Here is a 20864-nt window from a genome sequence, read left to right as displayed (position 1 = left end):
TGCCGTTCATGTCGCTGTCTCCTGATGTGGTGAGCCGGATCACAACATGTTCCGACAGGCACGCCGACGAAGCGAAGGCGCGGACCGCTCACCGGACCGTGGACCCGAACCGTTCCAGTTACTTGTGGTGCCATTCGGGTGTCGTCGCTACGGTTCGGCCATGCCGAACACGCCAGACTTCGTGCCGAGTCGCTCGTCGCCGTCGCGTTCGGCGACCGCCCATGAAAGAGGTCAGCAGTTGTCAGTCTGGAAGTCGTTCCGTCCTCGGAGCACTCCCCATCCGGCCGCGCTCACACTTGCCAATGAGCGAGTCATCTTCGTCTCTGGGATCGGCGGCCACAGGGAGGACGGGACTATCGGTGAGAGCGCGGCGGAGCAAGCGCGCCAGACCATCGCGAACATTGAGAATCTACTCAAGCGCGAGGGGTCGGGGCTGGATGAGGTCGTCTGCATCAGTCCTTATCTGGTCGACATCAACGACATCGATGCACTCACCGCGGCGGTGTCGGATGCCTTCGGCGACGCTCCGCCTGCGGCCGCGGCGCTGGTTGCCGACGTCGTCCTCGCTTCTCCTGACATGAAGGTGGAACTCGAAGCCGTGGCGGTTCGTGGCGCTAGCCGAGAGCTCGTCGAGTCATAGCGACCGTTGCGATGCAAGATGTAGAGCTGCAAGGTCGATGCCGGGGCCTGGAGCTTGATTCAGGGAACTTGTTTGACGAGGGGGCCCAGTCGCGACATCGCTCGGATAAAGCCCGCGAAGGAGGTGATGGCACTGACATCGGCTGGGTGGAGGCGATTAGTGTGGGGTCGTTCGCGGCCGGCTACGAGGCCCCGAATTTTCGGGTCGACCGCCGGACGGTTATCGGAGCAAAACATTGAGGTCATGCTCGGTGCCTCGGCTCGCATGAGAGACTTCCTTGCGATTCGCAAATGCGATGTCAGGGGCACGGACTCGCCGGAGACGGTCCGGATCAGTGGCACCATCGTTGCGCCGCTAGCGGAACCGAGCCATCGGTGGCATCACGAGGCGATGACGTCGACGCGGACCGTGTCGGTGCTTTCGTTCACCACCGAGATGCCGCGACAGTGCCTGGTGAACTGGTCTCCAAGAAGTCCGGGCACCTGATCATCTACTGTCGCACCGGAATGCCGCGTACGACTAACGACATTTGCCATCGCCTGGAGCCAGCCGGCAGCTGCGAACGTCGGTTCACTGACCGGGCCACAGGCTCCGGAGTCGGCTGCCCGCTCAGCAAGACTGGGCGCTCAGCCGCCACTCCTAGTAGGTCGGGGACACAAATTAGCCATGACAGGTGTTGAGATGAAGTACGGGTATGCGGACTCCCCCTTGGGGCAGTTGCACTACGTGGAAGCGGGCCAGGGAGAGCCGATCATCCTCCTGCACCAGACGCCACGGTCCCTTGACGAGTTCGCCGAGTTGGTTCCACTGCTGGCGCCCTCGCGCAGGGTCATCGCCATGGACATGTACGGCTTCGGGATGTCGGCCAAGCCCGATCCGTCCGAGCCGCAGACGATCGAGATGTACGCCACGGGCGTGCTGGCGCTGGTCGACGCTCTCCAGCTGGAGAATTTCGCGGTCCTCGGCCATCACACCGGCTTCTTCGTCGCCTCAGAGGTCGCCTCAAGGGCGCCCGAGCGCGTCACCGCCGCGGTTCTGTCCGCCGGTGAGTACATGGATGCGGCGACCCGCGCGGCTGAGAGCGAGCCGAAGGTGGACACCGCCACTACTCAGGAGGATGGCAGCCACCTGGTCCAGCTCTGGCAGGACCGGTACCCGGCCTACCCGGTGGGCCGTCCGGACATCCTCAATCGGTTCATCCGCGACGCTCTCGCTCCGGGACTCGACCCGAAGAACGGGCACCTGGCATGTAGCCGCTACATGATGGAGGAGCGCGTCGGCCTGGTCACCTGCCCGATCCTGATCGTTGCTGCAACAGAGGACCCGGTGTCCTACCCGCACACCGAGCGGTTGCAGAACGGGTATCCGAACGCAAAGTCCGTCCAGGTGTCGGAGATCGTCGGCGGGCACGTGCCGCTAATAGAGGAACGTGCAGAGGACGTAGCCCAGGCCGTTCTGGCGTTCCTGGCCGGAGTCGTTGCATAGAACCTCTTTGGCAATTCCGGAAGGGCGCCCCGGGATCGGAGCGCCCTTCCGGAATTGTGGTATGCGGTGCCTCAGACAGCCATCTGGGGACGGTGCTGTTGCCATGGGCGAGCGGTCTCGAAGGCCCGAGCGGCCGCCAGGACGGTGGCGTCGGCGAGGTGGCGACCCGCGATCTGGAGGCCGACCGGCCGGCCGTCGGAGGTGAATCCTGCCGGGACACTGATCGCTGGCATCGGCAGCATGTTGAACGGGTAGGTGAGCAGCCAGCCGAGGATCTGCTCGCGGACCGATGGGCCGACCCACGACGGCGCAAACTGGCTGAGCGGGAATGCCGCGCTCGTCAGCGTGGGTGAGAGCAGGAGGTCGAAGTCCTGCATGAAGGTGTCAAAGGTGTCGTATGCCATTCCCCGCCCAACGTCGGCGCGACCGAAGTCCACCTCGGTGAGCTTTTCGGAGGCGAGCACGAGTTCGATGAGGTTGTCGTCGACCTCGCCACGGAGGCTGCGCCAATCGGCGGCGTCGTGCAGACCGGCGTAGCCGGGAACCCAGACTCCCTCCCACATCACCTTCTCGAGGTCGTGCCACGGCGGGGTGGCCTCCACCACCGAGGCACCCAGCTCGGAGAAGGCCTCCGCCGCCGCTCGCGCCACCGAGGCGACCTCGGGGTCGATGTGGTAACCGGTGCCGAGGTCGGGGGAGTAGGCGATCCGCAGCCGCTCGGGGGTCGGTCGGATCGCCGAGGCGATCGGCGCCTCCGCGGGCAGGCTGAGGAAGTCGCTGGAGTCCGGGCCGGTCACGACGTCGTACATCAGCGCGGCGTCGTCGACCGTGCGGGTCAGCGGCCCGTGGAAGAGGTTGGTCGCCGCACGGGAGAGGGTGATCCGCTGAGGGATCCGGCCCAGCGAAGGCTTGAACCCTACGACACCGCACAGGGAGGCCGGGATGCGCACTGACCCGCCTCCGTCGGTGCCCTGCGAGAGCGGTGACAGACCGGCAGCGACCGCAGCCGCGGCACCGCCGCTTGAGCCACCGGCAGTCTGGTCATGTGCCCACGGATTGTGCGTCGGGCCGTACAGGTGGCTGTTTGTTCCGCCGTAGTAGCCGGCCTCGGGGGCGTTGGTCAGTCCGAGGAATAGACCGCCTGCCTCGCGCATGCGGCGCACGACGACCTCGTCGCGTTCTGCCACGCGGTCGGCGAAGGGCTTCAGTGCCAGCGTACCTGGCAAGCCCGCGACATCTGTGAGGCACTTGATCGAATAGGGCACGCCGTGGAGGGGACCCAGGTTCTCACCGCGCTCGCGGCGGGCATCGAGTTCGGCTGCATCCGCGAGGACCGTGGACCGGTCGAAGTACACATAGGCATTGAGCTGGGGGTTCAGGGCCTCGATCCGGTCGGCGAAGACCGTCGCGACCTCGACAACGGAGACGTCGCCGGCAACCAAGAGGTCACGAAGCTCCGTGGCTTGGGCCCAAGCGATGTCGTCTGCATTCATTGGGTGGGTTCTCCTCGTTGGACGCCCGTGGATTGGTTGTGATCTGGTGCACGGCGGGAAGGCTCCGCAGCATCGGGGTCAGACCAGCCCACCGCGTGCATCATCAAGGTCGCACCCGCGGACGCACTGTTCAGACCCATCGGTCCGGCCAGCGAACCAGCGTCTGTGTCCTTCGAAGCCGAGATGGTGTGATCGGGCCCACGGTCAGCCACGGCAACGAAAGTGAGCACGCGATGAAGATCGGCATCATCTCCGAGAGTCAGGTCAACAAGGGGATGTCCTTCGGCGTCCGTCTGCGTGAGGTCCTCAAGGAGCTCACCTTCGCCGAGGAGATGGGATTCGACTTCGCGGGTACCTCCGAGCAGCACTTCATGGACGGCCAGTGGGCCGTCTCGGCGCCCGAGATCGTCCTGACCGCGCTGGCGGAGCGGACGAGCAACATCAAGTTGCGCTACATGGCCTGTGTCGCGTTGGGATTCAACCATCCGGTCCGTGCGGCGGAGCGGTTCGCGACCCAGGACATTCTTGCTCCGGGCCGGCTCGAGGTCGCGACTGCGCGATCGAACAACGCTGTCTACCAGCGCGGCTTCGGTGTCAACCCGGCGACGACCAGCGAGGAACAGCAGGAATGGCTCGAAGTTGTCATCCGCTCGCTCCTGGAGCCCGAGGTCGAGGTCCACGGGAAGTTCTTCGACGTCGGTCCGGTGACGGTGACCCCGCCGCTGGAGCGCAAGACACTCCTGCCGTTCTACATGACCACGACTAGTCCGGCGAGCCACACCGTCGCTGGCAAGCTGGGCCTTGGCTGTATGACAGCTGATACGTTCATGGGCTGGGAGTTTCAGCAGCAGCTCGTCGACGCCTACAAGAAGGGCTTCGCCGAGGCCAAGCCGATCGGTGGTCTGTACGAGCCGACCTACGCGCTGTGCGGGTTCACATTCCCGGCGTACTGCGCCGCCACCCGCCAGGAGGCGTTCGACCACGCCCGGGCGAACTCCCTGGGCCTGATCAACCACGTTATCGAGCTGGCCGAAGGGCTGTCCGGGACAGGCGCCCCGGGCTACCAGTACTGGGGTGAGCTCGCCGAGAACCTGCACAAGCACGGCCACGACCTCGACTACGTGGAGAAGAGCACACCGATGCTCATGCTCGGCACCCCCGACGACTTCATTGAGAAGATCAAGCGGCTGGAGGAGATGGGCATGACTGAGGTCGTGCTGAAGCTCGACGGGTTCGGTCACGCCCGCACCATGCGTGCCATCGAGATGGTCGGCAAGTACGTCATCCCCGAGTTCAAGGCCCGCCAGGGCTCGATTCCGCCGAATTGCCTGGAACGCGTCGGCATCGAGGGCGTCGAAAGCTTCCAGCTCTGATCACCATGGGGAGTTCCAGGAAGCCTGGGTACGTCGAGACCCACCTCGGTTGGACTCACTACGTCGAGGAAGGCGACGGCCCCCCGCTGGTGATGCTTCACCAGACGCCGCGCTCGGCCGACGAGTTCTGTGAGCTTCTCCCCCTCGTTGCCGCCCGCCATCGCGCCATCGCGGTCGACATGCCTGGTTTCGGCTCCAGCCCGCCGCTACCGGCACCACAGACCATCCAGGCCTTCGCCGACGGCGTCGTGGCGTTTCTGGACGCGCTGGGGCTGGAGGCGGTGACTCTCCTCGGGCACCACACCGGCGCGGTAGTCGCTCTCGAGATCGCAGCGGCCTTCCCGGACCGAGTTCGCGCGCTCGTGTTGTCATCCATGGGCTTCGTCGACGCGAAATCGCGGCAGCGGCGACAGGCACATGCCATCCCTGACGATGTGGAGTGGTCTGAGAACGGAGATCGTGTCAAGGCACTGTGGGAAGGACGGGCGCCCCTGTTCCCATCCGGCCGGGGGGACCTGCTCCAGCGTTTCGTCCGAGACGCGATAGCCCCAAGCATCGATCCCGCGGAAGGACACCGGGCGGTCGGCCGGTACCACATGGAAGAGCGCATTCCCCTGGTGAGCGCGCCCACTCTCCTCATCGGCGCGACCTTGGACCCGGCCTTCCCGGAGCTGCCGCAGGTACAGCACGCGCTCACAGCCGTCAGCCAGGTCCGGACGGTTGTCGTCGAGGGGGGCCGGCTGCCTCTCATGGAGCTGAACGCCCCCGAGGTCGCTGCCGCCGTCCAGAACTTCCTGGCTGAGATATTCGGCGAGGACACCGACACAGAGGAAAGCCGGCCATGACCCAAGCCGAGGTAGCGTCCCAGCAGATCGAGCGGTTCCGGCCGCGCGAGCCGTACCAGATGATCATCGGAGGGCGATGGCTTCCCGGTGACGAAGGTACCTTCGACGCGGTTGATCCGAGTACCGGCGAGGTCTGGGCAACGATCCCAGAAGCAAGCCAAGCGCAGGTGCGCCTGGCGGTAGACGAGGCACGACGCGCACTTGTCGACTGGCGCCGATCGAGCCTGGGAACGCGCCAGCGCATCCTGTCCGCCATCGCGGACCGCGTCGAGGCAGATCCCGACCGATGGGCTCGCCTTCTGCCTACCGAGAACGGTCGGCCGATGCGGGAGACCTACATGGCCGACGTACCTGCCTGTACGGACATCTTCCGGTACTTCGCCGGCGTCGTGCGCGGCTGGACGGGAGACCAGATCCCGACTGAGGACGCAGACGCCCTCGTATACACGACACGGGAGCCTCTCGGCGTGATCGCCGCCGTGCTGCCGTGGAACTCCCCGATCATCACCCTGGCAAACAAGATCGCCCCCGCGCTCGCGGCCGGGAACACCGTGGTCGTCAAGCCGAGCGAATTCGCCTCGGCGAGCATCCTCGAGTTCGCCCGGCTGGTAGACGGCCTGCTACCCGCCGGCGTCCTGAACGTCGTCACGGGTGGTGGGGCCGTGGGAGCTGCGTTGGTGTCCCACCCGGACGTGGCCAAGGTGACGCTCACGGGAGGCGGACCGACGGCTCGCAAGATCATGGCCGCCGCGGCGGAGTCGCTCACGCCATGCCTCATGGAGCTGGGAGGCAAGAGCGCCATGATCGTCACTCAGGACGCGGATGTAGAAACCGCAGTCGCGGACGCCGCGAAAGGCATCTTCTTGTCGAACGGAGAGGTGTGCGTTGCCTCGTCACGGCTGCTATTGCACGAAGACATCGCCGATGAGTTCCTTGGTCGGATGGCGTCGGTCGCAGCGTCGATCAAGGTCGGTGACGCGCTGGACCCGGAGACGCAAATGGGGCCGCTAGTGTCTCGCTCGCAGTTCGAGCGCGTGAGCGCCTACATCGAGGGTGCCCGGGCGGAAGGGCTCGTACAGCGTGTCGGCTCGGAATCTCTGGACCTGCCGGCCTTGAACCAGCAGGGCTTCTTCGTGCGCCCCACGATCTTCGAGAACACCAAGGCGAACGCGCGGATCGCCTCGGAGGAGATCTTCGGTCCGGTCGTGGTGGCCGAACGCTACACCGACGACGAGGACGCGGTAGCCCGCGCCAATGGCACCAGATACGGGCTTGCCGCAGGGGTGTGGACACTCAACCTCGCTCGCGCCCACCGCATTGCCAGCCGACTTGAAGCCGGGATCGTGTGGGTCAATAAGTGGTTCGATCTGGCGACAGGTGTTCCCATGGGTGGCATCAAAGACAGCGGCTTCGGCCGTGAGCTGTGCCGTGAGACTCTGCTCGAGTACAGCGCGCCGAAGGTCGTGAACATAGACCTCGGCAGCCCCCGCCGGCAACTGTGGGGATGAGCCGACAGGCGGTCGTCCATCCATGAGTGCGAGGCGTCGGCCTCAACACAGGCGCGCCGGACGGCTCGGCCGCAGGCATCTCGCCGAGGGCGGTCCACCACTCGTTGTCGCGCCCTGTTTCGAGGAAGCTGGACGCGGCTCGACCACGGCCGATAGGGGCTGCAAACTTTCGACACGGCGCTCATCGGAGCTGGAAGCGTCGGCATCTCGGTTCGCGATAGCCATGTGTATTGTGAGACATTATCGTCTCATGTGAAGCAGGATTGTCGCAGGTGACCAAGGAAGACGCGATCCTCTCGGCCGCCACCCGGCGGCTGAACGAGGACCCGACGGTCTCGATGTCCGAGCTTGCGCAGGCGATCGGGATCAGCCGGGCGACGCTGTATCGGCACATCGCCACCCGAGAGGCCCTGCTGCACAAGGTGGATCTGCGGACGATGACCCGCTGGGAGCGGATCCACGAGGAGATCGGCCTGGCGGACGCCACCGCGACGGGCGACTCGGCCGTGCTGGCCGCCACGCTGCGGTCGCTGATGCGCGGCTACCTCGACACGATCGACGAGTACGGCTTCATGCTCACCGAGCACTTCCTGACCGGGCAGCCCGACATGATGGCCTGGGTGGACCGGCTGGAGGAGCGCGAGCTCGCCTTCATCGCCGCTGCCCAGCGGGCCGGGGTGCTGCGTGCCGAGCTGCCGCCGCGCTCGATCAGCGACGCCCTGTACGGGCTGCTGCTCGGGACGCGCGACGGCCTGCGGCGCGGGAACTTCGCCCGCCGCGACGCCGAGGAGCTGCTCGCCACCATGTTCTTGCGGGGTGCCGGTGCCCCGGTCCGGGGGACGAGATGACGATGACCAAGCCGGGCGTCCAGTTCTCCCGGTCCAACCGGGACAACTGCTCCAGCTCCGCCACCGACGGCTTCTGAGGGAACCGCCCATAGCGGGCGACCCTCATCGAACCGAAACGGAGATCGGCTCCCGACCGCTAATTCTGACACTCAGCATCCTCGCGGGCCGATTCAGCCGATTCAACTGACATGTGCGCTCTTTGGGCATTGCTGCAGGCCAGGTACGCCTTGACTGGGAAGTCTGCACGCCTTCGTAGAGCAGCACACGGTCCGGGCCGCTCAGCGAACCGCTGCGGCAGGCAGCGCGGTCGGACCACATGAGATCGTCAAATCTCATGCACGACTTGACCGTCGACCATGGTGAGCACGACGACCCTGCCGAGCAGGTCGTCGATGTGATCGTCATCTGGCCAGGGGCCGTCGAGCACCGCCAGGTCGGCGCGCTGACCGAGCGAAAGCGTGCCCCGCCAGCCATCGTCGCCTTCGCGCTTGGCGGCTTCCCGCGTCATGAGGGCAAGCGCGTCGAGGGAGGTGATCGTTTCAGCGCGGTCGTCGACCGGGACCGGGCCGTCCCAGTAGCACGCGCGAGTGACGACGTGCTTGACCGCCGGCCGCCAGTCGGGCGACACGACCGGCGCATCGGAGGTGATACCGGGGCGGACACCGACACGGAGGGCGGAGCCAAGGGGTTCCATGCGTCGGCGGCGAGCCTCCGGCATCGAGGTAGCGAATGTACTGACGATCACCGGGTTCGCTGTCCAGCCGATGTCGTGCTGCGCCATCTTGCGCAGATCTTCGGGGTACAGCTCGGTACCGTGGATGAGGTAGTGCGTACGATTGCCGCGGGCGGCGAGCTCGATGAGGCAGTCGATCACGACCTCACTGGCCCTGTCTCCTATGCAGTGCACGGCTAGCTGCAAGCCGGCGTCGTCGACGACACGGACGATCTTGCGTAGTTCCTCGACTCGACTCTCGTCGTCGGCGCCGGCGAGAACCAGGTGGCCGCAGCGATGGCCTTCGTGTACGGGCTCCTTGTGCCAGGTGGTGCCATTCTGCGGTGTCCCGTCGGCGAAGATCTTCACGCCCCCGCACTTCAGTCGTCTCTGGTCGATGCCGTGGGCGCTGAACATGTCGGCAAGGCCAGCGTCGAGGTGCCGCTTGACGTCGGCGGCGTTTCCCCCTCCCGTGCCGTTGGGCAGTGCGAGCACCGTGACGCGCATGGTCAGGTCGCCGGAGCTGGCCAGGTGGCGGAGCACGTCGATGGCGGCCTGGGACCCGGACCCGTCGAGGAGGCTGACGTGACCAGGGCCGAGTCCTGGCTCGGTCAAGGCAGTGATCCCGAGGGCATGTAGATCTTGTTGTCCCTTGAGAAAGGTCTCGGCCAACTCCTGTCGGGACAGCGGCGGGATTCGCTCGATGAGAAGAGAGATGGCGGCGTCGGTCAAGAATCCCTCGGGTGCGCCATTTGCGTCTCGGTAGATCACGCCGCCGTCGGGATCTACCGTGTCGGCAGTGATGCCAGCGAACTGGAGGGCTACGGAGTTGGCGGTGAGGGAGTGGCCGCTCCAGTCGAAGAGGACTACCGGGGTATCCGCGATGCCGTTCTGGCCGAGCGCGGCGTCGATGTCCGCGGCCGTGATGTTCCGGCCCAGTACCGAGCCGTCCCAGCCGTGACCGCGAATCCATCCGGTTCCATCGATCTTGTCCCGGGACAGGAACGAAGAGAGGTCGGCCGGGTCGTTGAAGACGTCGGAGGTCATCCGGACATAGGCGTGGTGGGTGGTCGAGTACGCGGTGAAGTGCAGGTGCCCGTCGTTCAGTCCCGGCAGGACTGGTCGGCCGCCTAGGTCGAGTACTCGCGTGGACGCGCCGATCCATCCCCCAACGTCGTTGCCCACCGCGACGATGGCCCCGTCGGCAACTGCGAGCGCGTGCGGGCGGCTCGCGAGCCAGGACTCGGTGACGCGGTCGCCCGGGCTCCAGTCGGACAGGTCGAAGATAGGACCGCCCTGCAGGACGACGTCAGCGGTGGAGCGGAGGCTGCTCATCGTGTTCCCTTCTTGACCGCTGGTGACTCCGGTAGGTATGCACGGCGTGCGCGACCGCGACAAAGCGCAAAGGGGCGAAAACTCATCACTTGGGAGTAGCTGAGGCCGCCATGGATCGGCGTCGCCGAAGACTCCGAGGATTTCGCGACGCGCACCCGGAACGCGTTGCTCGACGCGGTCATCCAGAACGCCTGCACAAAGGGATCGAGAAGGTCACCCTCCGCTCGGTCACCGTTGAAGTGAGGCTGTCACACAGCCTGGTCCGCTTTTATTTCGGCTTGGGGACGCGATGCTTACCTCGACGCCACCGAGGGGCCCTCCGTGCTGAGGATATTGAATCCTTGGCTCTGCCTTCGTTGAGACTATGCCGTATAACAGGATCCGAGAGTTTGTTGCAGTACGACTACCTGTTGGTGCGGTTCGCGGCATTCCCGTCGAGAGGGTGGCTGCCCGCTACGGCTTCTATCAGCAGCAGATTGCCGGGCTGATGGACAATTTGGCATCGATGACGAGGACGATCGCTATGCTGATCTTAGCGAGGTTCGATGAACTAGTTCTGCGGCCGTGATCTATGGCTCCGACGAGCGGCTGCGGAATTGTCCGGGCGCTTCAGGGCCGCAGAGAGCGGCAACTGTAGTCAATGCGATGTTAAACGCTACGCCCGCGGGACCCGGAGCCCGTGTGTCGAGCCCCGCGGGTTCGTCAGCCGACCTGCAGCCCGCTTGTGTCACTCGTCCCAGAGGACCGGGAGCTGGCGGACGCCACGCAGCATGAATCCGTTGATGACGGGCTCGCGGTCGGGGTCCAGTCGTAGGTTCGGCAGTGCTTCGATGACCTCCCGAAGGACGATCGCACCCATGTGCCGTGCCAACGCGTGGCCGGAACAGTGGTGTAGTCCGTAGCCGAAGCTGGCGTTGTCCTTCTTGACTCGGAAGATGTCGAACTGTTCCGGATTTTCGAACCGGGACTCGTCGTAGTTCGCGGACGGGATCAGCAGTACGAACTCTGTGCCGACGGGGAAGGTCATTCCCTGGAGAGTGATCTCCTTCGTAGTGATCTTCTCGGCCTGATTCAGCGGCGGCAGCCAGCGCAGTCCTTCCTGCAAGGCCGACGCCATAAGTTCGTCCGGGTTGGCCCGCACAGCGTCCATTTGATCGGGGTTGAGCAGGAGACCGTAGAGCGTTGCCGCGCACGCATGGCCGGGCTCTTGGAATCCGCCGGTGATCAGCACGCGGAGGGTTCCGATCAGGTCATCGAACGTCCTCGGCCGTTCACCCTTCAAGTCTCCGTGAATCATGTGCGAGAGCAGGCTCTCGTCGGGCTCAGCCGTGAGCTCCTCGATGCGCTGGCGGAAGTACTCATCGCTGTCGGCGACGGTCTGCTGCGCACGACGCTTCCACTCATCGTCGTCGAAGACATCCGCGAGGGAGCCGGCCAATGCATGAAACCAGTCCTGACGTCGGTCGTCGTCGACCCCGGTCAACCCCATGACGTCCCCGACGATGGCGACGCTGACCTTCTCCAGGAGGTCGAGCGAGGCATCGGCCTTGCCGAGCGGCTTCAGCTTGTCGATGTAGCGGCGCACCGCCGGCCGGATGAACTTGTCCGTGTAGTTCGGCACTTTCCGCGGCCGTAGTGGAGGGTCGACAGCCTGGTGTAGGTCGCGGTGGAGGTCCCCATCGGCCGATAGGATGCTAGGCCCGAATGTGTGCTCAGTGATCTTGGACGCAAGCATGCTGCGATCGTTCCCCAGGGCGAAGCAGTCGTCCCACAACGAGACGAACCACTGGTTGTACGGCTCGAAGTACGCGACAGGGCACTCCTCGCGCATGCGCTTGAAACGCGGGTAAGGATCGCGGTCCATCTCCTCGAACGTGAAGTCGGACAGGAAGGTGCGCGGGTCTGCCTTGACTTCGGCGCCGGTGTTAGGGGTCATCTTGTGCTCCTGCGGCATCATCGTGGAAGGCTGCTTCTGAGTTGGAGACGCGTCCTTATAAAGGGGCGACCCGGAGACAGTTGGCCGCCATCGAGGTCGATTCAACCTCTGTGAAGCGCGTCACGGGTGCTGTCGGTCCGCTCAGCGGACCGGCTGCGCGCAGCGCTACCCCACCGGTCTCTTGACCTTTCGCGACACGGGCGGCGTGGGTCCGTGCCATGCATCTCAGGTGTGTCAGATGTGGGTCTTGCCCAGTTCGGCGCAGTGAGTCGGTCGATTTGCCCGCATCCCGCGAGCGTATGCCAGGGTGCCCAACACCACCAGGATAGAGAGCTGCGCCAGGCTGTCGATCCACCACGTCGTCACTCTGGTGAGCGCGGAGTAGTTCTGGATGCCGGTCACGGTGAAGGCGTCCAACAGGACCGCGGATCCAATTGGCGTAAGGACGTGGGCCGAGGCGCTTGCTGCGTTGATAGAGGAACACCACGATCGAGACCGAGGTCGGCATTGCCGCCAGGCCGATCGTCCCGATGCCGATGGGCGAGGTGGACATCTCCAGGATCGGGATCGAATCGGCGACGCGGCGGGTGATCGTCAGCAGCGTTAATATGCCATCCACCGTCACGAGAGCTGCAGGACGCCCGCGAACAGGCTGAGAGATTGATGACCACGATCAGTCGTTCCAACCGTATCCGACGAACTCGCTCGGGATGTTGGAGGTCAACAGCGGAGGCGCTTCGGCGATCCGCAGGATGACGCTGGCAGCGCGGGTCGCCGAGCAGTTCGGTCAGCGGACCACTGGGGTGACCACGTCCGGTCGGCACACTTCGCTGGATCCGGGCGGAAGGGGAACAACGCTCGGCTCTCACATGGCGAGTGCCGATTTGCGACTCCTCGGTCCGCCGTCCCACCGTAACGAGGAGTAGATGTTGAACGAGACCCCCGCCGACGAGTCCCTGGCCAGCCTCCTTGAAGAAGATCGTCGGTTCGAGCCGCCGGCGGACCTGGCCGCCAACGCGAACTTGAAGGCCGAGGCCTACGAGGCGGCGGCGGCCGACCGTGAGGGATTCTGGGCGCAGCAGGCCGAACGGCTCACCTGGGCCACGAAGTGGTATCAGGTCCTCGACTGGAATAACCCGCCGTTCGCGAAGTGGTTCGTCGGTGGCAAGCTCAACGCTGCCTACAACTGCGTCGACCGACACGTCGAGGCCGGTCGCGGCGACAAGGTCGCCATCCACTGGGTGGGCGAGCCCGAGGGCGAGACCCGCGACGTGACCTACGCCGACCTCCAGCGCGAGGTCTCCAGGGCCGCCAACGCGCTGACCACCCTGGGTGTGGCCAAGGGCGACCGGGTCGCGATCTACATGCCGATGATCCCCGAGGCCGTGGTCGCGATGCTGGCCTGCTCCCGGATCGGCGCCCCGCACACCGTGGTGTTCGGCGGGTTCTCCGCTGACGCGCTCGCCTCGCGACTCGACGACTGCCAGGCCAAGGTGGTCGTGACGGCCGACGGCGGCTACCGACGTGGTGCCGCGTCGGCTCTGAAGCCAGCGGTGGACGAGGCCCGCACCAAGACCGGCGTGGTCGAGAAGGTGCTCGTGGTTCGTCGTACCGGGCAGGAAGTCGACTGGGACGACGGCGTCGACGTGTGGTGGCACGACGTCGTGGACACCGCCTCGCAAGAGCACACGCCCGAGGCGTTCGACGCCGAACACCCGCTCTACGTCATGTACACCTCCGGCACTACGGGCAAGCCCAAGGGGATCCTGCACACGACGGGCGGCTACCTGGTCGGGTCGGCGTATACCCACCATGCGGTCTTCGACCTCAAGCCCGAGACCGATGTCTACTGGTGCACGGCCGACATCGGCTGGGTGACCGGCCACAGCTACATCGTCTACGGTCCGCTGGCCAACGGCGTGACCCAGGTGCTCTACGAGGGCACGCCCGACCACCCCGAGCGCGGTCGCTGGTGGAAGATCATCGCCGACTATAAGGTCACCATCTTCTACACCGCGCCCACCGCGATCCGGTCGTTCATGAAGCAGGGCCACGACGTTCCCGACAAGTTCGACATGTCATCCCTGCGGATCCTGGGCTCGGTCGGTGAGCCGATCAACCCCGAGGCCTACGTCTGGTACCGCCACGTCATCGGCGGGGACCGCACCCCGGTGGTTGACACGTGGTGGCAGACCGAGACCGGCTCCATCATGATCAGCCCGCTGCCGGGCGTCACGTCCGGCAAGCCGGGCTCGGCGATGACCGCGATCCCGGGCATCGCCGCCGACGTCGTCGACGACGAGGGCAAACGGGTGCCCAACGGCTCCGGAGGCTACCTCGTCCTCACCTCACCGTGGCCCGCGATGCTGCGCACCATCTGGGGCGACGACGACCGCTACCGCGACACCTACTGGTCGCGGTTCGCCAAGCAGGGCTACTATTTCGCTGGCGATGGCGCCAAGAAAGACTCCGACGGCGACATCTGGGTCCTCGGCCGGGTCGACGACGTGATGAACGTGTCGGGCCACCGGCTCTCCACCACCGAGATCGAGTCCGCCCTGGTCTCCCACCCCAAGGTCGCCGAGGCCGCCGTGGTCGGCGCGTCCGACCCCGACACCGGCCAGGCCATCTGCGCGTTCGTGATCCTCCGCGAGAACGCCGGCGACGGCGGGGACGACCTCGTCGCCGAGCTCCGCACCCACGTGCGCAAAGAGATTGGCCCGATCGCCACCCCGCGCCAGATCATGGTCGTCCCCGAGCTGCCTAAGACCCGCTCAGGCAAGATCATGCGCCGGCTGCTGCGTGACGTGGCCGAGCACCGTGAGGTAGGCGACGTCACGACGCTTGCTGACGCCTCGGTCATCGACCTGATCGTGGCTCATGCCCTGGAAAATGCCGACGGCTGATCGGACACGGACTCGGCCCAAGCACCGGGTCAGGTGATGCCGACGTCCTCGCGCACGGCGACGCGGGTATCCAGCGCCCACGCGCGGACGCGCGGACGTCCCCGTGTCCGCGATCCCCGATGTCCGGCAGGCACGGCTGCAAGCTCAACGTGTCCCGCTGACGATGGTCAGATCGCGATGAGCGGCCGCCGCCTCGATCTCGGCAAGGGTTTCATCGGGCGTCGTTTCCGTGCGGGGTGCCACTGTCCAGATGTGGCGGTAACCCCAGCCGTGACCACGCAGAGCGTTCATGGTCGCAATGGCACTCAATCTCTCTCCTGATGTTGGAACGGATGCCAGCGGTTTCCTTGCCGGACGGTGGGAAGCGGCTACCGGAGTGAGCCGGGCCGCGGTCCGGCCATCGGACCGCGATGAGGAAATTCAGCCGTCCGTGCAGCAGTTTGGTGCTGAGGTTCTCCCGGGCATGGGGCGTTCTCCGCGATCTCCGGGAGCCTATACATCGAGGAAGGATCAGCGTGACCATCACGGACGTGCACACGCACCTTGCGCCGCGCTTCGATCGGCTGCCCGAGGGCATCGTTCGCGACGGCGCTGTCTACGAGCTCGACGGCGAGCGGGTGGGGATGCCTGGGCTCTACCAGCCGGCTTGGCTGCAGAACTGGCTCGATGAGCGTGGCATCGCTCGGGCGTGGGTTTCGGCGCCCCCGCCATTCTACCGGCAGGGACTCGGCGACTCGACCGCTGCGTGGGTACAAGCCCTGAACGACGGCCTTGCCGCCGCTATCGACGGCCAGGAGCGGCTCGGCTTGCTCGTCTATCTGCCGCTCGACGAACCAGAGGCCGCCCTAGCCGAGATCGCCCGCTGGCGCGGACGTGACGCCGTCGGATGGACAGCTGCGGCCGGAGGGGGTTCACGCCCACTCGACGACGAGACGCTAACACCTGTGTGGCAAGCGCTGGCCGCGTCTGGACGGCCGGTACTCCTACATCCGGGGTCCTCGCTCGACCGGCGCCTCGATCGGTACTACCTGTCGAACCTCCTCGGGAACCCGGTGGAGACGACCGTTGCGGCGGCTCAACTGGTGTTCGGCGACGTCCTCGGTCGCCATCGCGAGCTCAAGATCGTGCTCGTTCACTGCGGTGGTGCGGTCGCCGCTCTGAGTGGTCGGTGGCAGCGTGGTGTCGACACCGCACGTCCGGGCGTTGCTCCGCTGACGCTCGAGCCGCGTGCCGCCATCCGTCGACTCTGGGTCGATTCGCTGAGCCACTCGGCGGGCCTTCTCGACCTGGCGATCGAGGCCTTCGGCCCCGATCGTGTGGTGCTGGGTAGCGACTGGCCGTTCCCTATGGGCAGCGACGACCCGTTGCGTGAGCTTCAAAAACTCCCGAAGGACGTCGGCGAGCGGATCGCCTCCGACAACGCGGCCTACCTCGTGGGGGGTGGGAGATGAGCGGCCCGAGTTGGAGCCGCAGCGTTCTCGTTGACGCCGCCGCCCTGTCCGAGCAGGGTGCCACCACGGTGGCCAAGTCACTCGTGGCCGCGGGCGCCAGGGGCATCCCGTCGCACGATTTGATGCGCGTGCCGATGTACGTGAGCGACCTCGTACTGCCCTCTACCCGTCAGGAGCACGCATGAAGGCCCTCTACGACAGCACCGGCGAGGTGCTCGTCGTCACCGGCGGGGCCAACGGGATCGGCGCAGCAGTCGCTCGCGGCTTCGCGGCCAGCGGTGGACAGTCGGTCGTGGTGGACGTGGTCCAGGCCGACTGGGAAGCGGAGCGTGTCCAGCACCTGGTAGCGGACGTCGGCGACCGCGACCAAGTCTGCGAGGTGATCGCCGGGGCGGTGACCGAGCACGGCCGCGTCGACGGCCTGATCGCCAGCGCTGCCGTGCAGCCCCGTAACACCGTGCTTGACACGAGCGAGGAAGAGTGGCGGCGCACCCTGGCGATCAACCTGGACGGCGTCGTCTGGGCGACCCAAGCGGTGCTCCCTTCGATGATCGACCAGCGGCGCGGCAGCATTGTGGTGTTCGCGTCAGGGCTCGCGAACTTCGGCCACGCCGAGGCCGCCGCCTATGCCGCGACGAAGGGCGCACTGATCCCGTGGGCGAAGTCACTCGCTGCCGAGGTTGCCGAGCACCGGGTGCGAGTCAACACCGTGTTCCCTGGCGTCATCGACACCCCGCAGTTCCGCCGGGCCAACCCCACCGGTGGCCAGCGCGAGCACTGGGCACGCACGACAGGGATCGGGCAGCCGGCCGACATCGTCGGGCCGCTGATGTTCCTGCTCTCGGACGACGCCACCATGACCGGCTCGACGCTCACCCGCGACCGAGCCTTCTCCCAGGAGTGATGCATGACGGTGAATAGCGCGTCTGCCGCCAAGAAGCCGGTCGCCATCGTGGGCGCCGGCCCTATCGGGCTCATGACGGCTCTCGGACTCATCCGGTACGGCGTACCGGTCGTGGTGTTCGAGGAGGACGACGCGTTGTCCCTCGACACCAAGGCGGGCACCATCCTCACGCGCACGCTTGAGGTCCTCGACCGCTACGACGCCCTCGCAGACGTACTCACTGCGGCGGTCAGGATCGACGAGATCGGCGAACTCGACCGCGTCACGGGGAAATCGACCGGAAGCGTGCTCACCGGTGCGCTGGTCGAAGACACACGGTTCCCGTTCGTGATCAACATCCCGCAGCATGAGCTCGAGCCGGTTTTGTCGGCCCGGCTCGAGGAACTGGCACCAGGCACGGTCCGGATGCAGCATCGGCTGGACTCCTTCGAGCAGAAACCAGACGGCGTTGTCCTGCACCTCGACGGGCCCGACGGACCGGTCGACTTTGAGGCTTCACGCCTGCTCGCCTGCGACGGGGGGCGTTCGCGAGTGCGTGAGCAGCTCGGAATCCGGGTCGAGGGCAAGACCCTCGAGCAGCGCTACATGCTGATCGATCTCAAGGTCGACCTGGACGTTGCCAACCCCCGCCAATACCCGTACCTGGCGTACTTCGGCGACCCCCAGGAGTGGATGATCCTGGTTCGCCAACCGCACTGTTGGCGGTTCCTGTACCCGCTCGCGCCGGGCGCCGACGAACCCGGCACCGAGGAGCTGGTCGCGAAGGCCCGTCGCTTTATCGGCGATGTCTCTGAACTCGAGGTCCTGGGCACGAACATTTACCCGGTCCATCAGCGCGTCGCTGATTCCTGGCGCAATGGTCGAGTATTCCTTATGGGCGACGCGGCCCACCTCATCACCCCGATGTGGGCACTCGGCCTCAACACTGGTGCCCTGGACGCCTCGAACCTGCCGTGGCGGCTGGCCTGGGTCGAGCGTGGATGGGCCGAGGAGTCGCTTCTCGACGGATACGAGACCGAGCAGTCGCCCGTGGCGGTTCTGGGCTCGGGACAAATGGCGGAGGCGGCCCGGGCGGTGATGGACCGCCGGTCGAACGCCACCGAGGGCATGGGCGCCGGCGGGTGGGGTGATGCGTTCACCCGCACCCTTCTCGGCGTGAGTCTCGATGTCGACGGCACCGGTGACTGGTCGATGGTCCGCCAGGGCAGCGTTCCTTTGCCGGTACGTCCGGGAGACCGTGTGCCCGACCTCCCCGTCGTCACACCGCGCGGCCCGAAACCGCTCCACCGCCTGGCGGCCGACTCCTTCCACGCCCTGCACTTCACCGACGCGCGTCGGCATCCCAAGCTGCCCCTCGCCGCACCAGACGGTCTCCGACATGTCGTCGTGAGCCGATGGGACGCCCCGCACGACTCGGGACTGCGGGACCACGCCTGGTTCGACCCTGGCGACCGTATCCGTCGCCGATTCGGCCTTGAGCAGGACACGGTCGTCCTCCTGCGCCCGGACGGCCATGTCGCCGCGATGGTGCCGTGGCGCGAGGATGTCGCGGCCACCATCGATGGGCTGTACCTCGACCTCGTTGGCCGACCAGTAGTTTCCGCCGCCCCTGAACAGGATCTCGCTGAAGGAGCCCGATCATGACCGCTGGAACCGTTGTCACCGCACCTGACGGCACGCAGGTCACGCTCGCCGAGATCGGGCAGACCGTCCTGCTCGACAACGACGCCGTGCGGATTTGGGAGGTGGTACTCGACGCGCAGGAGATCCAGCCATGGCACCTGCACCACAATCCGTACGTGGTGCTCAACCTAGAGGCGTCGGCGGGGCGCATGGACTGGCTGGACGGCAGCGCACCGCGATTCCTTGAGGAGTACGTCGGCGGAGCGGTCTACCGGCCGACGTCCCCGGTCCATCGCCTGACCAACATCGGTGAATCGCGCTACCGCAACCGGCTCGTCGAGTTCAAGGACCTTGGGGAAAAGCGAGGTGAGACCATCGACATCGGGCCGGGAAAAAGATCAATACCGGGCATGGAGCCCACTACCGCCCTGCCCGACGGCCGTTGCGCTGTCCTCGACCACGAACACGTGCGCGTGTGGACGATCACGGTGCCGAGCGGAGCGAAGGCAAACCTCGAGCTTGCCGACCAGCCCCATGTGTTGGCGGCGATCACGGCACCTGCGCTCGACGACGACCCGTCCGGCGCAACCCGCTACCACGAGGGCGGGCAGCTGACTCTCGAGAACCCGACCGACGCCGCTGCCGCGTGGTACGTCGTCGAGCTGCGCTACCTGCCCGAACTGGCCGTCGTCGGCGCCGCTTACGCCGAGTGAAGGACGAGACATGACTGAGATCTACGATGCTGGTGCCCCGCTGGTTCCGGCGCCGCCGCGCCCGGCTGAGGTCGACGAGCACGAATGGACCGAGAACCTGTCCGAGCCTTCACGCTACGGGGGAGAGGCCGCCGATCGGGCGCGCGAACAGCCAGCTGTTGACGGCGATGGCCAGGCTGCCCACCGCTTTCGGGAGATCCTTGTGCAGACCCAGGATCTGGCTTGGGTGGACAAGACGCTGGCTGGCCTGACTCACAAGGCGCTGTGGCGCAACGAGGACACAGGTGCCTCCATCAGCCTGGTCAAGTTTGAAGGCGGCTCCGGCATCCCGTCGCGGCACTCGCATGCCTCCAACCAGTTCATGTTCTGCCTCAAGGGCCGGTACACCTACGTGCCGACCGGGATCACGCTCACCGAGGGGTCCTTCTACTGGAATCCCAAGGGTAGCCTCCACGGCCCGACGCACGCGGAGGAGGAGTCCATCCTCTTGGAGGTCTACGACGGCCCGCACTACCCGACACAGCCCGACTGGTACTCGTCACCCGACGACGCGCGCTGACCCACGGCGCCTCACTCTTCCACCCTGTCGACAGGAATTCCCATGCCCAAGTCTCAGGTCGTCTCCGAGAAGCTCGCGGAGCCGAACGGCCACTTCGCCCAAGCCACCTCCGCATCCGCCGCCGGACGGATTGTCTTCATCTCCGGTATGACGGCACGCAACGCCGAAGGCGGGGTGACCGGCGTCGGGGACATCAGCGCCCAGACCCACCAGGTGTGCCAGAACCTGCAGGCTGCAGTCGAGGCGGCCGGCGGGACCCTAGACGACATTGCGCGAGTAGACGTCTATGTGCGGAACATGGAGGACTTCGACGCGATCCACGCGGTTCGTCGCGAGTATTTCCGCAACGGCGCGCCCGCGTCGACGATGGTCGAGGTCTCGAAATTTGTGAACAAGGACTACCTGATCGAGATCAACGCCATCGCAGTCCTCATCGGTGATGAGGCGGCACAGGCATGAGACTCGCGGCCGTACGTGCCAACGCCCATCCGCATGAGCGCAGCACTTGGGTGATCGGACTTGTAGATCGGGAC

At 66.0% G+C, this 20864-nt stretch carries 19 protein-coding genes; 14 read left to right on the top strand and 5 right to left on the bottom strand.

The window, feature by feature from the left end; genetic code table 11:
- Positions 1-160 precede the first annotated feature (160 nt).
- Positions 161-640, top strand: coding sequence for a RidA family protein (locus ACH34Q_RS27340; protein ID WP_395985934.1), 480 nt, complete (start codon positions 161-163; stop codon positions 638-640).
- Positions 641-1321: 681 nt separating this feature from the next.
- Positions 1322-2125, top strand: a complete 804-nt coding sequence (locus ACH34Q_RS27335) for an alpha/beta fold hydrolase (RefSeq protein ID WP_395985933.1) — start codon at positions 1322-1324, stop codon at positions 2123-2125.
- A 71-nt stretch (positions 2126-2196) separates the two neighbouring features.
- Here ACH34Q_RS27335 and ACH34Q_RS27330 read toward each other — a convergent pair whose 3' ends face one another.
- A complete protein-coding gene (locus ACH34Q_RS27330; protein ID WP_395985932.1) occupies positions 2197-3618 on the bottom strand; it encodes an amidase in 1422 nt (473 codons plus the stop codon).
- Positions 3619-3851: 233 nt separating this feature from the next.
- Here ACH34Q_RS27330 and ACH34Q_RS27325 point away from each other — a divergent pair, with 233 nt between their 5' ends.
- The 4 genes from ACH34Q_RS27325 to ACH34Q_RS27310 all read left to right on the top strand — a co-directional run bounded on the left by ACH34Q_RS27325 (position 3852) and on the right by ACH34Q_RS27310 (position 8192).
- Positions 3852-4991, top strand: a complete 1140-nt coding sequence (locus ACH34Q_RS27325) for an LLM class flavin-dependent oxidoreductase (protein WP_395985931.1) — start codon at positions 3852-3854, stop codon at positions 4989-4991.
- A 5-nt stretch (positions 4992-4996) separates the two neighbouring features.
- Positions 4997-5836, top strand: coding sequence for an alpha/beta fold hydrolase (locus ACH34Q_RS27320; protein WP_395985930.1), 840 nt, complete (start codon positions 4997-4999; stop codon positions 5834-5836).
- Entirely contained in the window at positions 5833-7344 is a 1512-nt protein-coding gene (locus ACH34Q_RS27315; RefSeq protein WP_395985929.1) for an aldehyde dehydrogenase family protein, read from the top strand. Before ACH34Q_RS27320 ends, ACH34Q_RS27315 begins: the two co-directional genes overlap by 4 nt.
- A 272-nt stretch (positions 7345-7616) precedes the next feature.
- Entirely contained in the window at positions 7617-8192 is a 576-nt protein-coding gene (locus ACH34Q_RS27310; protein WP_395985928.1) for a TetR/AcrR family transcriptional regulator, read from the top strand.
- A 325-nt stretch (positions 8193-8517) separates the two neighbouring features.
- On the opposite strand, the gene ACH34Q_RS27305 is transcribed toward ACH34Q_RS27310, so the two are convergent.
- The 3 genes from ACH34Q_RS27305 to ACH34Q_RS27295 all read right to left on the bottom strand — a co-directional run bounded on the left by ACH34Q_RS27305 (position 8518) and on the right by ACH34Q_RS27295 (position 12592).
- On the bottom strand, positions 8518-10239 hold the full coding sequence (locus tag ACH34Q_RS27305; RefSeq protein WP_395985927.1) for an amidohydrolase: 1722 nt from the start codon (positions 10237-10239) through the stop codon (positions 8518-8520).
- A 727-nt stretch (positions 10240-10966) separates the two neighbouring features.
- The gene (locus ACH34Q_RS27300; protein WP_395985926.1) at positions 10967-12196 is read right to left on the bottom strand and encodes a cytochrome P450; all 1230 of its coding nucleotides are present in this window, start codon (positions 12194-12196) and stop codon (positions 10967-10969) included.
- A 213-nt stretch (positions 12197-12409) separates the two neighbouring features.
- Positions 12410-12592, bottom strand: coding sequence for a hypothetical protein (locus tag ACH34Q_RS27295; RefSeq protein WP_395985925.1), 183 nt, complete (start codon positions 12590-12592; stop codon positions 12410-12412).
- Between the two features lie 509 nt (positions 12593-13101).
- Here ACH34Q_RS27295 and acs point away from each other — a divergent pair.
- Positions 13102-15081, top strand: coding sequence for an acetate--CoA ligase (gene acs / locus ACH34Q_RS27290; protein ID WP_395985924.1), 1980 nt, complete (start codon positions 13102-13104; stop codon positions 15079-15081).
- A gap of 144 nt (positions 15082-15225) precedes the next feature.
- On the opposite strand, the gene ACH34Q_RS27285 is transcribed toward acs, so the two are convergent.
- Entirely contained in the window at positions 15226-15372 is a 147-nt protein-coding gene (locus ACH34Q_RS27285) for a hypothetical protein (protein WP_395985923.1), read from the bottom strand.
- Positions 15373-15596: 224 nt separating this feature from the next.
- On the opposite strand from ACH34Q_RS27285, the gene ACH34Q_RS27280 reads away from it, so the two are divergent.
- Genes ACH34Q_RS27280 through ACH34Q_RS27250 form a run of 7 tightly spaced genes read left to right on the top strand, consistent with a single transcriptional unit; the run spans position 15597 to position 20790 of the window.
- The gene (locus ACH34Q_RS27280; RefSeq protein ID WP_395985922.1) at positions 15597-16532 is read left to right on the top strand and encodes an amidohydrolase family protein; all 936 of its coding nucleotides are present in this window, start codon (positions 15597-15599) and stop codon (positions 16530-16532) included.
- A complete protein-coding gene (locus tag ACH34Q_RS27275; RefSeq protein ID WP_395985921.1) occupies positions 16529-16717 on the top strand; it encodes a hypothetical protein in 189 nt (62 codons plus the stop codon). The genes ACH34Q_RS27280 and ACH34Q_RS27275 overlap by 4 nt, the downstream gene beginning before the upstream one ends.
- Positions 16714-17436 carry an SDR family NAD(P)-dependent oxidoreductase gene (locus ACH34Q_RS27270; protein ID WP_395985920.1) on the top strand — a complete coding sequence of 241 codons (723 nt, stop codon included), beginning with the start codon at positions 16714-16716 and terminating at the stop codon, positions 17434-17436. The genes ACH34Q_RS27275 and ACH34Q_RS27270 overlap by 4 nt, the downstream gene beginning before the upstream one ends.
- A 3-nt stretch (positions 17437-17439) precedes the next feature.
- Entirely contained in the window at positions 17440-19080 is a 1641-nt protein-coding gene (locus tag ACH34Q_RS27265; RefSeq protein WP_395985919.1) for an FAD-dependent monooxygenase, read from the top strand.
- A complete protein-coding gene (locus ACH34Q_RS27260) occupies positions 19077-19772 on the top strand; it encodes a hypothetical protein (RefSeq protein ID WP_395985918.1) in 696 nt (231 codons plus the stop codon). The genes ACH34Q_RS27265 and ACH34Q_RS27260 overlap by 4 nt, the downstream gene beginning before the upstream one ends.
- A gap of 10 nt (positions 19773-19782) precedes the next feature.
- On the top strand, positions 19783-20331 hold the full coding sequence (locus ACH34Q_RS27255; protein ID WP_395985917.1) for a cupin domain-containing protein: 549 nt from the start codon (positions 19783-19785) through the stop codon (positions 20329-20331).
- Positions 20332-20373: 42 nt separating this feature from the next.
- Positions 20374-20790: a RidA family protein gene (locus ACH34Q_RS27250; protein ID WP_395985916.1), complete on the top strand. Its 417-nt coding sequence runs from the start codon at positions 20374-20376 to the stop codon at positions 20788-20790.
- Positions 20791-20864 lie beyond the last annotated feature (74 nt).

This window comes from Actinomadura sp. 9N407, from assembly GCF_044326315.1.
In the GTDB taxonomy this organism is placed as follows: Bacteria; Actinomycetota; Actinomycetes; order Streptosporangiales; family Streptosporangiaceae; genus Spirillospora.
This window is presented reverse-complemented; position numbering and strand designations above follow the sequence as displayed.